The organism is Roseovarius sp. D0-M9 (genome assembly GCF_037083805.1).
Classification (GTDB): domain Bacteria; phylum Pseudomonadota; class Alphaproteobacteria; order Rhodobacterales; family Rhodobacteraceae; genus Roseovarius.
This window is the reverse complement of sequence record NZ_JBAPKZ010000008.1, coordinates 22,998-37,429: the sequence shown is the minus strand read 5'-3', so window position 1 is coordinate 37,429 and position 14,432 is coordinate 22,998. Positions and strand designations below refer to the sequence as shown.

Genomic DNA, 14,432 nt, shown 5'->3' with positions numbered 1-14,432 from the left:
CCAGCTTAGCGGCTGTCGAGCACCTTTCGCACCTTGGCGGCCAGTTGTGCACGACGATAGGGCTTGCTGAGGAACTCGACGTTCGCGTCGAGCCGCCCGCAATCCACTATGGCTTTTTCCGTGTAGCCTGATGTGAAGAGGACCTTCATCTCTGGCCGCATCTTCCGAATGGTCTCGGCAAGCTGGTGACCGTTCATTCCGTCTGGAAGCATGATATCGGTCAAGAGCAAGTCGAACTGCTGCGCCTGCTTCAAGAGGTCCATGGCGATGGGACCGGAGGCGGCACCGACGACGCGGTAGCCCAGCCCCTTCAGCTGGTTGATCAGATATTCGCGCACCATCGTATCGTCCTCGACCACCAGGATCGCCTCAGCCCCGCCGACGACTTTATTCTTCTTCTCCGGAACGTCGGCAGGAACCTCCAGTGCAGGCGAACGTGGGAAATACAGCTTGACCTTAGTGCCTTTGCCGGGTTCGGAGACAATTTGAATGTGGCCACCCGACTGCTTGACGAAGCCGTAGACCATGCTCAGCCCGAGGCCAGAACCTCCGCCCACCCCCTTGGTGGTAAAGAAGGGCTCGAATATCCGCGCCATCACGTCTGGAGGGATGCCCTCGCCAGTGTCGGTAACGGCAAGCATCACATACTGCCCTGGAGCGACGTCCTGCTCCCGTGCGGCATCGTCTTCATCCAGTTCTGCGTTGGCGATCTCGATGGTGAGGATACCGCCTTCCGGCATCGCGTCTCGGGCGTTCAGCGTGAGGTTCAGGATCGCCGATTCAAGTTGCGAGGAGTCGACTTCAGTCTTCCACCGGCGACCCGTGCGGTTGAACGCGATATCGATGTTCTTGGGCAGAGTGCGACGAAGCATGCCTTCGATTCCATTCAAGAGGGCGTTCACATCCACGAGGCTCGGTGCCAGCATCTGCGTGCGTGAGAAGGCCAGCAGGCGATTGATCAGCTCGGCCCCACGTTCAGCAGTGGTTGTGATCATCTCGGCCAGCCTGCGGAGGTCCTGTCGATCGCCAAGATCTTCGGTGAGCATGTCGGCATTGCCGAGGATCACTGTAAGCAGGTTGTTGAAATCATGCGCGACGCCACCGGTCATCTGCCCCACCGCTTCAAGCTTCTGGGCTTGGCGGAGGCGGTTCTCCATGTCGCGGTCTGCGGTCACATTCACCATGCTGCCCAGCATGCGGACCGCTTTGCCCTCAGCGTTGCGGATGATGAAGGTGCGGTCAACGACTGTCAGCGCGTGGCCGTCAGCGTGCAGAAAGCGGTATTCCTCAGCCCATGTGCTGGCTGACCCTTCGATCGCCGCGTAGAGGCCGTGAACCACCCGTTCCTTGTCTTCGGGGTGGATCCCGCTCTCCCAGAATTCAGGATCGGGCTCCATCTGCGCCGCGTCATAGCCGAGCATCAATTGCAGATTCTCATTGCACCAGTATGTGTCGGCGATGATATCCCAATCCCAGATCACGTCGTTCGTGGCTTTCGTCAGAAGGAAGAAGCGCTCCTCACTGGCACGGAGTTCGGTCTCTGTCCGGCATCGTGCAAGCGCGTCCCTCAGCCGCTCGGCCACTTCCTCCACCAGCTTGACGTCTGCAGGTGGCCATCGGTGTGGCTTGAAAAAATGAACGCCCAGAAACGCACTCATCTGCCCGTCTTCCAGCAACGGTGCATACACCAGACCAGTGGCTGGGGTCTCCTCCAACGACGCAAGAGACCTCGCAGGTTCGGCGCGCGCATCCAGTTGCATGTCCTCGATGACGATCGTCTGGCCTTGGCGCAACATATCGAGGAAGGGGCGTCCAAAATCTTCAATTCCTGGGCTCGCCGTCGGCGTGCGTCCGTTGCTCCAGAGGTGCGGCAGGGTCCGGTCCCTATCACTCTCGCCGATGTCGACATAGACGACCTGATCTGCCCCTAATCGCTGCCCGATCGCCGCGCATGTCACGTCGACAAGTGCTTCGGGATCCTTTTCTCCTCGCAGCTGATCCAGAAGGTCCAGGATGAAGCTGCGCCTGTCCGCTTCTTCAATTTGTGTCCGCTCGAGCACGCGGTGTGCCGTAAGGTCAATGGCGAGCAGGATCAGCTGCAAGTGGTCGATGCGGCGGGCATTCAGAACCATCACGCGATGCCCGATGTCCTCGAAATCGTGTTCGACCGCAAAATCGTGGACGGTGTGGTTCTCGGGGAGAACGTCTTCGAGCAGTTCGCGCAACTTCGGGATGTCCCACTGGTTGTTGCCGAGTTCGAAGACGAGGCGGCCGATGGTCTCTTCGCGGTCGACCTTGAAGGTCTTGTAGAACGTGTCATTGGCTCTCTGAACCCTGAGGTCTTCGCCAAGAACCAGGAAGGGGACGGGCGAGGCGTCAATGGTCTCTTCGGCAAGCTTCTTCTGCCATTCCAGCTCTGAGCGCAGGTCTTCCTGCTGCGTGACGTCGTTTATTGCCAGCAAAATCACATCGGGATCCTGCTCCGGGATCTCGCGCGCATTGATCTTCATGATGCGTCGGCCAATGCTTTCAAAGTTATGCTCGACCATGAAGTCGTCTACGGACCCATTGTTTGGAAGGATGTCAGTTAAAAGGTCATGCAGCTTTGGAATGTCCCATTGCCCGTTGCCAAGATCGTAGATCGCGACACCCTCTGTCTCATCCGGTTCGACCTTGAATGTCTGGTAGAACGCCCTGTTTGCACCTTTGACGACGAGATTGCGGTCCAGGACGACGAGCGGCTGATGCATCGTTTTGAGGATGGCCAGAGGGTCGAGATTCTTCATAGCCACGCCTCACTTCTTTCCGGATTCCACACCATCGTCAGAGTGACTGGTCATCGGCTCTTCCGGACTTTCCGCTGGTGACACAGTGTCTCCGGTGAACACGGTAGACTATCGAGGCGATCCTACCAACTGTAACCGACCGTGATCGATCCACCGATGTCCTGGAAGTTCTTGGCGTATTCCGCATTGATGGCCCCATCAAGATAAAGGCCGTTGGATCCGGCCACACCCGCATTGGCAGCCAGGATCAGGGAGTCTCTGTCTCGAGTGGCTCCAGATGCTGTGAAGCCCGTGCCCGGAATGGTCACGAACGATCTGTTGCCCGCCTCATTCGATGCGAACTCATGTGCCCAAGCTGCGCGCAATCCAAATGTCGTCCTCCCGCCACCGACGTGCTCTGTGGGCCATTGCATATCCACTCCCAGCTCGCTGCGAAGCGAGTTGGTCGTGTTTTCATCATACTGCAGCGCGTAGCTCGATGATCCTGAGACTGCAGTTTCCGAGTAGGCTTTGGTCGTGAAGGACTGCGCGCGCAGTCCCACGAACGGCGTGAACGCACCCATGTGATAACCCGCTTCGACATGCGCTGCGAAGTTGTCTGCCTTTGTGTCGCCGACTAACCGGTCCACGCCGGCAATCGTTACGGAGCGGTCGGTCGTGATGTCACTCCGCCCGTAGGCAAGCGCCCCTTTTACGTATGACTGAGCGTTTGACGTTTGACCACGGAGCGCGACAAATACCGTGTCGCTGGACCCCGATCCAAAACCATTGCCCAGAGCAAAGTCTGCCTGGTTCCAGGACAATGCGATACCGAGATCGCTGTATGCATTCGGTGCGAAGTTCAAGCCGGCTGCAAGACCACGATTTTCAGAGGTGCGCTTCTGATGGCCCAAGCTTGCGTTACCATCGGTTTCACTGTGGGAGCCATACCCGGAGGCCCAGACATCCCAAGGGTTGGATCGCTCGACCAATGTCGTCGAAGCAGCAAAGGATAGCTGGCCCTCGGCCGGTTCTACGGGCCCGTATTTCCCTTCATAGATCACGTTGACCTCTTCGCGGACCATACCGACCTGAACGCCTTGGTCGCGCGGGGGCAACGCCTGAATGCGCGGCTTGTGACCAGAGTTCAGGACGGTATCAAGAAAAGCATTCATCGACTGCATACCCATCGGGGCAACGCCCGTCGAGACTTGGCCTGACAGTTGCGCCAGGCTCAGGGCCAGCTCGTCCGGCTCTTGGGTCGCGGCCAGAATAGCAAAGCCAATCGGAAGCACGCCACCGTCCGCCACGTGATCGGACAATGCCTTGGCAACGGATTTCTCGTTCTCTGTCAGCACGGGATTGTCGACAACTGTATCAAATCCATCAGCGGCGAGGGTGCAGACATTGATGGTATTGGTGTCAAGGGTCACTGATCCTGCGCGCGCATAGGAGGAGCCGCAGACAATCTTGGCAGAGGTATTCATGGTAATACTTGTCAGCGCCACGATCTGGCCCTCCAGCGTGGACGAAGTATCCAGCGTTGCAGAGCTACCGACCCGGTAGAACACGTTCCCGCCCTGGGCGCCGTTCTGGAGCACCACGGATGACCCACTTTCCGCGATAAGGGTGGATCCAATATTGAAGATGAAGACCGCATCCGGATCGCCGCCAGCATCAAGCGTCAGCGTCTGGCCTGCTGCGAGGCCTGCGGATGTGTCGAAGTTATAGACGCCAGGAGACAAGGTCAGGCCGCCGAGATCCTGCCCTGTCAGGTTTCCCCCGCTTGACGTCGCACGGCCTTCCAGGAAGGTGTAAAGGGTAGTCAGATCATTTTGTATACGCTCGGCAACGGCATCCGCGAGGTATGCCGTTCCAGTCTGTGTCACGCTGCCAGAGCCGGTGTAAGAGGTTCCTGGACTGACCGCGATGTCACCGACGATCGTCGTGGGGCCAGTATTGGTCAGCGATTGGCCGGCAATCACGGCGAAATCCTCAAGGGCCTGCGCAGCACCCTGCTCGACGTGCGCGATGCTTAAGGGGAGCGCAACGAGCGTCGAAGCGACTGCGATACGAAGTGATCTGGACATCTGGGGGCTTCCTTTGTGTGAACTGATTTCCGTTCGACGCAAGGAGCGTTCCACAGTCGGTGACGCTTATGGCCTCCTAAGGATCGCTGCACTGATGCAGATCAGCCTCAAGCGGCTTGTCGCTCAACACAGGCGCTTTGCTGGATCTCCACTCCATTCCGAAACGTGGAAGCGGTTATGGGTATCCTAGAGGAGGTTTCGACACCGGGAAGTGCCGGTGCCAGAATGCATCCCCATGGCTTCTCTCTGGAAAACCTAGGACTTCGCTCTGTCTGGGAATGGCAGCGTCGGTGGCTCCCGGGACATCGAGCCATTCCTAACCGGACACCGAACCATAACGAACGCAGTTCAATTGCAGTCTCTGACAACGTGATACTCTTCTAGGCGGTGTATCCGATCGGGCGCAGCTGGATTGCTTTGCAGCTATCTGGCTCGATAGCTACGTGCACACATCAGGCGAGCACCAGAGCATTCGCGATTGGGATCCTATAGGGCCATTCGTGACCTCCACGCGGCCGCCAGTTGCCGCACGACGAGGTGAAAGCCTCTCGCCACACAAGGGCTCACCGCAATGACGATGGCTTCAAGGCAAGACGGGTGATCGACACCTGGATGATCCTCTACAACACCATACGACCCCATTTTAAGACTCGCCCGCTCTCGTGTCGATCAAAGCGGGCACTGCAAGACGCGCCCACCGTTTGTGCTTTCCACCGGCGATCATTCCGTGTGACTGTGCACGACGCTCAATTCCGATAAGGAAGTGCTCGCCGTCCGGTGACGGCACGCGGACCGGTAGTTTTGTCAGGGTCCCGAATACTGCACAGTGCGTCGATTTTAAATTGACAAAGGACAGTGCGGTCATGACCGAAGTCACTGATATTGTGAACAGAGCCCTGCTCGATCTGATTGAGGCGACGAACGACGCCATAGTGATCACGTCGGCCAGCGACCTAGACCGTCCAGGGCCGCGTATCATCTATGCAAATGCGGCATTCTGCAAAATCTCTGGCTACGCCAAGGAAGAGGTCATTGGGAAGACGCCGCGTATTCTACAGGGTCCAGGCACGAGCCAACAGGCGCTTGGTCGGATCGCGGACGCCCTTAATGCGGGCCAGGAATGCCAAGAAGAATTGCTGAACTATTCCAGAGATGGCACGCCCTACTGGCTCGACATTCACATCGTTCCCCTGCGCGACGAAACCGGCACTATACGGTATTTTGGCGCGATAGAGCGGGACGTCACCGACCGACGGACCGCGACAGAGCACCTGGAGCGTCTTGCACTTGAGGATATCCTGACGGGCATCGGCAACCGGGCAGCGCTTGAGAAGCACCTGGAAGATCTTGCTCAGTCGCCTAGCGTGGCAGAGGCAACCTGCATGCTCCTGTTCGATCTTGACGGGTTCAAGGCGATCAATGACTACCTTGGGCATATGGCGGGGGACGAGATCCTTCGGCACTTCGCGGGTTATGTGGCGTCTACGCTGCACCGAGATGATTTCATGGCGCGACTTGGCGGTGACGAATTTGTCGCCATCCTGCAAGGATATACGCCTGATGCAGCGCGTGTTTTTGCAGAACAGGTGGTTTCAAACCTGGCCGAGATGAAGGTAAGCGGCGCGGACAAGATTGGCGTCAGTGTTGGAATGACGTTCTTCCAGCCTGGAGAAGCGATGGAAACGGTTATCGCTGCAGCCGACACAGCGCTATACTGCGCCAAGGACGCGGGCAAGGGGCAGGTGTGCGTTCATAATCGGCCGCGGGTCGCCTGACGGTCAGCTACTGGGATAAGATTGAACCGAATGACCAGGTCACCAATGCCCTTTCCGTAAGGGCATAGATGATTGGAAACCACGGGACAGCATGGTTGTCCGCTTGCATTCACAAATTTTTGCCGGAAACCGGTCAAACGCTTTCGTGACGGCTTGCTGCTAAAGAATAATACTCCTTGATGGCAGCCATGCTAGACGTGACCTCTATAGAGACTGGCCAAACCTGCCATTCCGCCCTGCGAGCAGAGGGGGCCCGAATAAACTCGATCCGCTTCACCTCACGAGGACTGAAATGGATGCATCTGGACTAGGCCGTTCGACCGGAAGCTGCATCACAGCGTGACCGCACCGGCCATTCGTGCATCGCACAGCATTTCGAGCGGTTGAGGGACGAACGTGCGGGATAAAAATACTATTGCGGCTCCTTGTCCGAGCGCTCGATTTGGTATGGCGCATTCCGCCGTGCTTGTATGAAAAAAAACATCGCCTGAGCTCGGTCATGGGCTTAGGCCAGCGTCTGGACGAGCTTGTAGACAAGCTCGGTCGGGTCGTAGGGCTTTTTCACCAGCGGGACGTCGTGAAAGGCAGGATAGTCCAGATCCTTCCCGGCGTTTCCTGTGACGAAAACGAAGGGGATGCCGCGCTCTTGCAGGGCGGCGGCGACGGGTGCGGACGATTCTCCGTTGAGGTTCATATCCAATGTGACGGCATCAGGGTTTTCGGCCTCGACCAAGGCAAGCGCAGCGTCGACGCTTTTGGCCGATCCCAGCACGTTGCTGCCTTGGCTTTCCAGAAACAATTCAAGATCTAGCGCCAGCAGTATCTCATCCTCGACGATGAGGATACGACGACCTTTCAAAGGTTGCTGATCTTCCTTGCCTGCCACGGTTGGTCTCCTTCACAACGAAAGTATAGTTGTCTTCAAACCCGCCAGGACAGCCCAAGTTCCAGATTGCCTCCGCGTAGACCGTCAAAGGAAATTGATCGATCTTTCTTGAAACCGAGCCGGGTGCTGTTACAAGTCCCGCTCATCAACAAGCCACTCTTGAGCCAGGACACGTCGGTATCGAAAGTGGTTGAAAGGTGATGGTTGAATCGCGACACCTGCTTTACCTTGACCGTGCGGCCCTCAGTGATCACACCGCACGAAAGGAAACTTATCCAATGTCAGATGAACTTCGAGCCCAACGTAAGGCGCTTGCGGATTTCGGATCTTTCGCCTTTCGCTGCCAAGATCTTGATGCGCTCCTGACACGAGCGGCGGAGCTCGTTTCGACTGCACTCGACATCAAACTGGTCAAGGTGCTGGAACACCGCCCCGAACATCACGACTTCCTACTTCGCGCCGGCGTCAACTGGGCTCCTGGCGTTGTCGGTAATGCCACGATGGCGGATCATACGCAGTCACCGGCCGGACATGCCCTGCTTACTGGAGAACCGGTCGTGTCCCGCGACATCGCGCAAGAAACCCGGTTCAGCATTCCCCACCTTCTCCTGCGACATGGGGTTAGAAGTATGGTGAACGTCATCATCGTCGGCGAGGATGAGCCTTTCGGCGTCCTGGAAGTCGATGCACAAGAACAGAACGACTTCGACGAAGATGAGATCGACTTTCTGCACACCTACGCCAATCTTCTTGCGCTGGCGGTCGAACGCATACGCCGGCAGGAGGAGGTGAACAAGCGTGCCCGTGAACAGTCGGTCCTTGCACGCGAACTCAGCCACCGGGTGAGGAATGTCCTTGGCCTCGTGCAGGCGCTGGCGTCGCAGACGGCGGTCGAGGGCCGCTCGGCAGAGGAATACCGGGACGCTTTCAAGGGACGCCTACAGGCCTTGTCGAAGGCAGAAGTCCTTGTATTCGATGACGACAGCGACGCAGCTGACCCTCAGCAGATCGCTGAAGTTATCCTCGCGCCGCATAGGGGGGCTCGGTCCGAGAAGATCGTAATCAGTGGCCCTGCGGTGCGCTTGCCTGCACGCAAAGGGCGCATGTTGGGTCTGGCACTCCACGAGCTTGCGACCAATGCAGCCAAGTATGGCGCGCTAGCAGCATCAGGAGGGTCTGTTGAGTTGAAATGGGCTGTCAATGAAGACGCGGACCCGCCCCTATTCCTGCTTACGTGGGAAGAGCGCGGAGGCCCAAAGGTCGCGCAGCCGGACCAGAATGGGTTCGGAACGATGCTGTTAGAAGGAGTGGTTGGCAGCGAAATGGAAGGCGAAAGCGAGATCGAGTATCATCCTGAGGGAGTGATCTATCGGCTCAGCGCTCCGCTTGGGTGAGACTGCGACGCTCTTCGCCCAAGCTGCCGAGGTCGTATCAGAGCCCGAGCGCGAAACCTCTTGTCACGTGACAAACGCTGGACCGGGGATGAGGCGCATGTCGGTGACGATTAAGGCTTTGGGGATGGTTTGGAAGAACAGGAGGATTGGGTCGCCCTCAAGGTTCACTGGGCTCGGCTTGCCGCGTGTCAGAACACTCCGATGGACGAAAGTCCGCACGATGCCGTGGACCACATTACCAGACCCTTCCGTCTGTCACTGAACACCCTCTCATCGCACGACACCATCGGATATCTCTCCCAGCACGTCCGTGTAAACGCGATTCACGTATTGCTTTTCGGTCTCGCCCATTCCGGTTTCTTCGCCGGTGAGTTCTGGCGCTGATTGCTTATCCGGCGACCAACTTCGTCTACGACCCGGAGGCCGACAAATATCGCTGAAGAAGAGCGCCCACGTTCGAAAAGCGTTCAGGAGACCAAGATCATTATAAGGGTGGAAAATAATATAAAATCAGCGTCTTGGTAAAAATGATACCGATATGTGGTAACATTTTATTGTTGGGTGATAAGTTTTGACTGGACTCCAAGAGTTCGCGTCGCGAGGCTTGATGCTGTGGAGCGAGGTGAGGTTTGACTTGTTCCAGAGGAGGAGCGGTTGGTCATTGCGAACGAAGACACGGATCGGCGGACAGAAACATCGCTTGCCAAGGCGATAAGGCTGCTGCCTATCGTTGCCGAGCGCAACGCAACCGGTGCCACCCTTTCTACGGTGGCTCGGAAGGCAAATCTCAAAACCGCTACAGCCCGCAGGCTTTTACAAGGTCTCGTGGATGGTGGCCTGCTCAGTTTTGACCCCTACTTGAAAATATACACCCTAGGGATAAGGATCTTCGACCTAGCAGGGGCGGCCGGCTCGCCGAGACAGTTCGATGGCGTCCGTATGAATGTGGGACCCGCGCTGTTAGAAACAGCAGCGATATCGGGAGAAACAGCCTACCTTACCGTGCCCTTTGGCGACGAAGCATTGTGTATCGACACAGCTACCGGATCCTATCCTCTCAGCGCGAACACTTTGCATGTTGGCTCACGGCGGCCCTTGGGGGTTGGAGCGGGGAGCGCCGCCATCCTCGCTGCGCTCCCAGATGACAATTGTGACCGGATCATAGCCTCCAACAGTGAGGTTTATGGGCGCTATGGTGATTTGACGGTGTCCGAAGTGCGCCGCATGGTTCGGCACTGGCGCGATCACCGGTATCTCGTGAACAACTCGATCATCATTCCCGAGGTTAGTGCAATCGCTGTTGCGGTGTTTGACAGCTCGGGCAGCTTGAAAGCCGGACTTTCGGTTTCAGCCCTGAAGTCACGCCTCGGCCCGATGCGCCGTAAAGAAATCGTAGCAGTAATGACCCATGCGCTGAAGCGCGTGGGCCTCAAGACGTGAGGCAACTCAAGAATGTATCCAATCCATTTCTTTGATCGCGCTGTCCGGCTTTGGCCGGATCACATCGCCGTCGAGCATGGCGACGAAACCCTAAGTTACAAGGAGCTTCATGGTCGGGTTCAAGCGCTGGCCGCAGGTCTCCAGAAGCGCGATCCGGAATTCGGCTCAAGGGTCGGTATCTGCTGCTATAATTCGATCGACCATCTGATCAGCTGGCTTGCCGTTCTGGCTGCGGGCAAGGTCTGGGTTCCGCTGCAGCCGATGAACGCCAAGACCGAACTTGTGCGCGCGATAGAGTTCACTCAAGCCTCAATAGTCATTGCGCAGCCCGATACCGTCGGAAAACTTGCTGGAGCGGACACTCGTTTGCTGATGTCGGATCCAAATGGCGGGCCAGAAACCACGATCGCACTTTGTGAAGAGAATATCGGACAGACACCCGCGATGGCGGACCTGCCATTGTCGGCCACACAGGCGATCAAGTTCACTGGTGGCACTACCGGGTTGCCCAAGGGCGTGATGCAGCCCTATCGCGCGTGGAACACCAATATTTCGATCCAGGTCTCAGCCTGGTCGCTTGGCGAGGGTCAGCGGTATCTGGCGGCGGCGCCTATCACCCACGGGACGTCGACCTACATCCTGCCCACACTCGCCACCGGCGGAACCCTTGTCCTGCTGGATCGCCCTCGTCCGGAGGAAACCCTTAATTTCCTGCAACATGCGAAGATTACCACGACATTTGTTCCGCCAACCGTTCTCTATATGCTTATGGAACTCGAGGATGTCGGCGCGTCGGATTACGAGCATCTGAAAAACCTGATCTATGGCGCGGGCCCGATGCGCCCCGATGCGATCGAGCGTGCGCAGAAGATCTTTGGGCCGTGCCTCGCCTCGACCTATGGCCAAACCGAAGCACCGCAGATTGCTACCATGATCTCGGCGAAAGAGTTACTTGATCCGGCCAAGCGAACGTCGGTCGGGCGCGAGACATTCTTCAGCCAGGTCGAGATCATGGATGCGCAGGGCCGCATCCTGCCGACAGGCGAAACTGGCGAGATCGTCATTCGTGGTGATTTGTTGATGACCGGTTACTGGGAGCAGCCTGATGTGACAGCGAGAACCCTTGTGGACGGCTGGCTGCACACCGGCGATCTGGGATTGAAGGACGAGGATGGCTACGTCTTCATCCGCGGCCGTTCCAAGGAAATGATCATCACCGGCGGCTTTAATGTCTACCCCGCCGATGTCGAGACAGTGATGGGCGAACATCCCGAAATCATTGACTGTGCCGTCTATGGCGTGCCGGACGAGAAATGGGGCGAAGCGGTTCATGCCGCCGTGCAAGTCCGCGATGCGGCCGCTGTAAGCGCGGCCGACATAATCGCGTTTGCAAGGGATCGGCTGGGCCCGGTTCAAACACCCAAATCCATTCGCTTTCTGGAGACGCTGCCCCGCAACGCGATCGGCAAGCTCCAGAAGATGCAACTGGCTGAACAGCATTTGGCGGAGAACGCCGAAGCACTGAAGAAAGGCTAACCATGTCCAAACCAGCTCCGACAACATCGCTCTGCCGCTACACTGATACCGAAATTTTCTATCGTGACCGCAATCTTGTGGACGAATTGCTGACGACGGACAGCGATTTCGTGACTGTCATGATGCAGCACATTCTTGGGCGCGACGTGACGCCCAGCCAGATGCGCGTAATGAACGCGATCTTGATCACCATGATGGAGCACGGTCTGACGCCTAGCGCCATCGCCACGCGGTCTATCTACATGTCCGCACCTGAGAACTTGCAGGGGGCCGTGGCTGCGGGCCTGATGGCGGTCGGCAGCCAGTTTGTCGGCACCATAGAGAACAATGCCCGCCTACTGGCTGAACTTGTTGACTTGGATGCCGAGGCGCAGGCCACGCGCGCCGCCGAAATCGTGCGGGAACATCGCGCGCGAAAGGCGCACCTGCCTGGCTTTGGCCATCACCTGCACAAGCCCGACGATCCCCGGGCCCTGAAGCTGCTCGAAATCGGCGAGGAAGAATGTGAAGACCCCCGGTATCTGACTGCGCTGCGAACGCTTGCCAGCGCGGTGGATGCGGAATTCCAGAGACACATAACCATCAACGCCACGGGCGCCACGGCGGCACTTCTGGGGGACATGGATATCCCCGTCGAGCTGATGCGCGGCTTTGCGGTCATCTCGCGGGCGGCAGGGCTGGTTGCTCATATCGCGGAAGAACAGCGCAAACCGTCGGGTCGTTTCATTTGGGAAACGATCGACAAAGCCATATCGTTTGAAGACTGAGCGGATGCAGGATTTCGCACTTGTCACTGGTGGCGCCCGAGGGATTGGAGCGGCCGTTGCCAAAAGGCTCAGGGCTGATGGCCTGCGCGTTGCCATTGTGGACCGCAGACCGCCCGAGCACGACGACGCAGACGAAGTTATCGAGTTGGACCTTTGCGATGTCGAGGCAACGCAGGCTGCACTTGGGGCCTTCTGTGAGGGCCGCCGCGTGACGCGACTGGTCAATAATGCTGGAATCGTGGAGCCTGCTGATGTGGCCTCGACCGACCCGTATTCGATTGACCGGGTCGCCGCAGTGAACCTCCGCGCGCCTCTTTTATGCCTGCAAGCAGCATTGCCCTCGATGAAAGCCGCAGGGCTGGGCCGGGTCGTCAACATTTCAAGCCGCGTCGCCTTGGGCAAGGAACTACGCACTGCCTATTCGGCAACCAAAGCAGGATTGCATGGCATGACGAAGACCTGGGCTTTGGAACTGGGTCAGCACGGGATCACCGTCAACGCCATAGGTCCTGGGCCGATTGCCACCGAACTCTTTAACAAGGTCAATCCGCCAGGTGATCCGCGCACGGAGAAGATTATTGAATCCGTGCCGATCAAGCGCACCGGAACACCCGAAGACATGGCAGACGCCGTGTCGTTCTTCTGTTCGGAGAGATCGGGATTCGTGACCGGGCAGGTTCTTTTCGTATGCGGAGGCATGACGATCGGATCTGCCTGAACATTATCCGAACACCCTGGAAGACACCAAGACCCAACGGAGGAGAAGAATATGAAACTTTCAAGAAGAACGGTCATCAGTGCTGTCGGAGCGGCTTCAATCCTAGCATTCGGCACCTCGGCCATGGCCCAGGACTATCCGACCAAGCGCGTCACCATAATTGTCCCATATAGCGCAGGCGGTGCGACCGATATCCTGGCACGTCAGGTGGCAGACGGGCTGAGCAAGGTTCTAGACGAAACCGTGACAGTCGAGAACCGCCCCGGCGCGGGTGCAACCCTAGGCACTACCCAGGCGGCTCAGGCCCGCCCCGACGGCTACACGTTGTTCATGGGCCAGGTCTCGTCGCACGGGATCGCGCCTGCGGTCTACAAGAACCTGCAATACGATCCGGTCGAGGATTTCGCTCCGATCAAGCTATTGATGTCCATTCCCAACGTCATGGTCGTTAACAAGGACAGCCCCTACCAAACGGCCGCAGAATTCCTGGAAGCGGCGCAGTCCGAAGACATGACTTTCGGGTCATCCGGAGTGGGCAGCTCGATCCATTTGTCGGGTGAAATGTTCAAATCGCGGACCGGCGTCAACATGACCCATGTTCCGTTCCGCGGTAGCGGCGAGGCCGTGCCTGCACTGCTGTCTGGCGACGTGGATGTCATGTTCGACAACCTGCCTTCAGCCATGCCGCATATCCAGTCGGGTGCCCTGCGCGCGCTGGCTGTGACAACGCCGGATCGGTCGGACCAGCTTGAAGGCGTGCCCACGTTGGACGAGCTTGATATCGCGGCACTTGACGGGTTCGCTGCGCGTTCCTGGTTTGGGTTGCTGGCTCCGGCTGGCACGGATGCGGCAATCGTCACAACCCTGTCCGACGCGCTCGGTGAGGTCATCGAGAGCGATGCATTTGTCAAGTTCGCGGACACACGCGGTGCGAACATCGAAGGTGGCAGCCCCGAAGCGTTCAGCGAGTTCATCGCTAGCGAGTTGAGCAGCTGGAAAACCGTCGTTGAGGAAGCTGGAGTCACGGTTGAGTAAATCCAATTAATCATAGGTGGCGGCCC

10 protein-coding genes are annotated in these 14,432 nt (G+C 57.8%); 7 read left to right on the top strand and 3 right to left on the bottom strand.

Annotated features, from left to right (window positions below; all coding sequences use genetic code 11):
• Positions 1–5: 5 nt before the first annotated feature.
• Positions 6–2,786 carry an ATP-binding protein gene (locus V8352_RS07315; protein ID WP_336423621.1) on the bottom strand — a complete coding sequence of 927 codons (2,781 nt, stop codon included), beginning with the start codon at positions 2,784–2,786 and terminating at the stop codon, positions 6–8.
• 122 nt (positions 2,787–2,908) lie between these two features.
• Positions 2,909–4,855 (bottom strand): ice-binding family protein, encoded by a 1,947-nt coding sequence (locus V8352_RS07310; protein ID WP_336423620.1) that lies wholly within the window; start codon positions 4,853–4,855, stop codon positions 2,909–2,911.
• An 863-nt stretch (positions 4,856–5,718) separates the two neighbouring features.
• On the opposite strand from V8352_RS07310, the gene V8352_RS07305 reads away from it, so the two are divergent.
• The gene (locus V8352_RS07305; RefSeq protein ID WP_336423619.1) at positions 5,719–6,630 is read left to right on the top strand and encodes a diguanylate cyclase; all 912 of its coding nucleotides are present in this window, start codon (positions 5,719–5,721) and stop codon (positions 6,628–6,630) included.
• A gap of 505 nt (positions 6,631–7,135) precedes the next feature.
• Here V8352_RS07305 and V8352_RS07300 read toward each other — a convergent pair.
• Positions 7,136–7,516 carry a response regulator gene (locus V8352_RS07300; RefSeq protein WP_336423618.1) on the bottom strand — a complete coding sequence of 127 codons (381 nt, stop codon included), beginning with the start codon at positions 7,514–7,516 and terminating at the stop codon, positions 7,136–7,138.
• A gap of 278 nt (positions 7,517–7,794) precedes the next feature.
• Here V8352_RS07300 and V8352_RS07295 point away from each other — a divergent pair, with 278 nt between their 5' ends.
• The 6 genes from V8352_RS07295 (at position 7,795) to V8352_RS07270 (ending at position 14,406) form a co-directional block, all read left to right on the top strand.
• On the top strand, positions 7,795–8,910 hold the full coding sequence (locus V8352_RS07295) for an HWE histidine kinase domain-containing protein (protein WP_336423617.1): 1,116 nt from the start codon (positions 7,795–7,797) through the stop codon (positions 8,908–8,910).
• A gap of 654 nt (positions 8,911–9,564) precedes the next feature.
• On the top strand, positions 9,565–10,350 hold the full coding sequence (locus tag V8352_RS07290) for an IclR family transcriptional regulator (RefSeq protein ID WP_336423616.1): 786 nt from the start codon (positions 9,565–9,567) through the stop codon (positions 10,348–10,350).
• Positions 10,351–10,362: 12 nt separating this feature from the next.
• On the top strand, positions 10,363–11,886 hold the full coding sequence (locus V8352_RS07285; RefSeq protein ID WP_336423615.1) for a class I adenylate-forming enzyme family protein: 1,524 nt from the start codon (positions 10,363–10,365) through the stop codon (positions 11,884–11,886).
• 2 nt (positions 11,887–11,888) lie between these two features.
• Positions 11,889–12,653, top strand: coding sequence for a citryl-CoA lyase (locus V8352_RS07280; RefSeq protein WP_336423614.1), 765 nt, complete (start codon positions 11,889–11,891; stop codon positions 12,651–12,653).
• A 4-nt stretch (positions 12,654–12,657) separates the two neighbouring features.
• A complete protein-coding gene (locus tag V8352_RS07275) occupies positions 12,658–13,371 on the top strand; it encodes an SDR family NAD(P)-dependent oxidoreductase (RefSeq protein WP_336423613.1) in 714 nt (237 codons plus the stop codon).
• Positions 13,372–13,422: 51 nt separating this feature from the next.
• Positions 13,423–14,406 (top strand): Bug family tripartite tricarboxylate transporter substrate binding protein, encoded by a 984-nt coding sequence (locus V8352_RS07270; protein ID WP_336423612.1) that lies wholly within the window; start codon positions 13,423–13,425, stop codon positions 14,404–14,406.
• Positions 14,407–14,432 lie beyond the last annotated feature (26 nt).

Bases quoted from the DNA above. Each gene is read 5' to 3' on its own strand.
- V8352_RS07315 (WP_336423621.1), bottom strand. From the start codon at position 2,786: ATGAAGAATCTCGACCCTCTGGCCATCCTCAAAACGATGCATCAGCCG.
- V8352_RS07310 (WP_336423620.1), bottom strand. From the start codon at position 4,855: ATGTCCAGATCACTTCGTATCGCAGTCGCTTCGACGCTCGTTGCGCTC.
- V8352_RS07305 (WP_336423619.1), top strand. From the start codon at position 5,719: ATGACCGAAGTCACTGATATTGTGAACAGAGCCCTGCTCGATCTGATT.
- V8352_RS07295 (WP_336423617.1), top strand. From the start codon at position 7,795: ATGTCAGATGAACTTCGAGCCCAACGTAAGGCGCTTGCGGATTTCGGA.
- V8352_RS07285 (WP_336423615.1), top strand. From the start codon at position 10,363: ATGTATCCAATCCATTTCTTTGATCGCGCTGTCCGGCTTTGGCCGGAT.
- V8352_RS07280 (WP_336423614.1), top strand. From the start codon at position 11,889: ATGTCCAAACCAGCTCCGACAACATCGCTCTGCCGCTACACTGATACC.
- V8352_RS07275 (WP_336423613.1), top strand. From the start codon at position 12,658: ATGCAGGATTTCGCACTTGTCACTGGTGGCGCCCGAGGGATTGGAGCG.
- V8352_RS07270 (WP_336423612.1), top strand. From the start codon at position 13,423: ATGAAACTTTCAAGAAGAACGGTCATCAGTGCTGTCGGAGCGGCTTCA.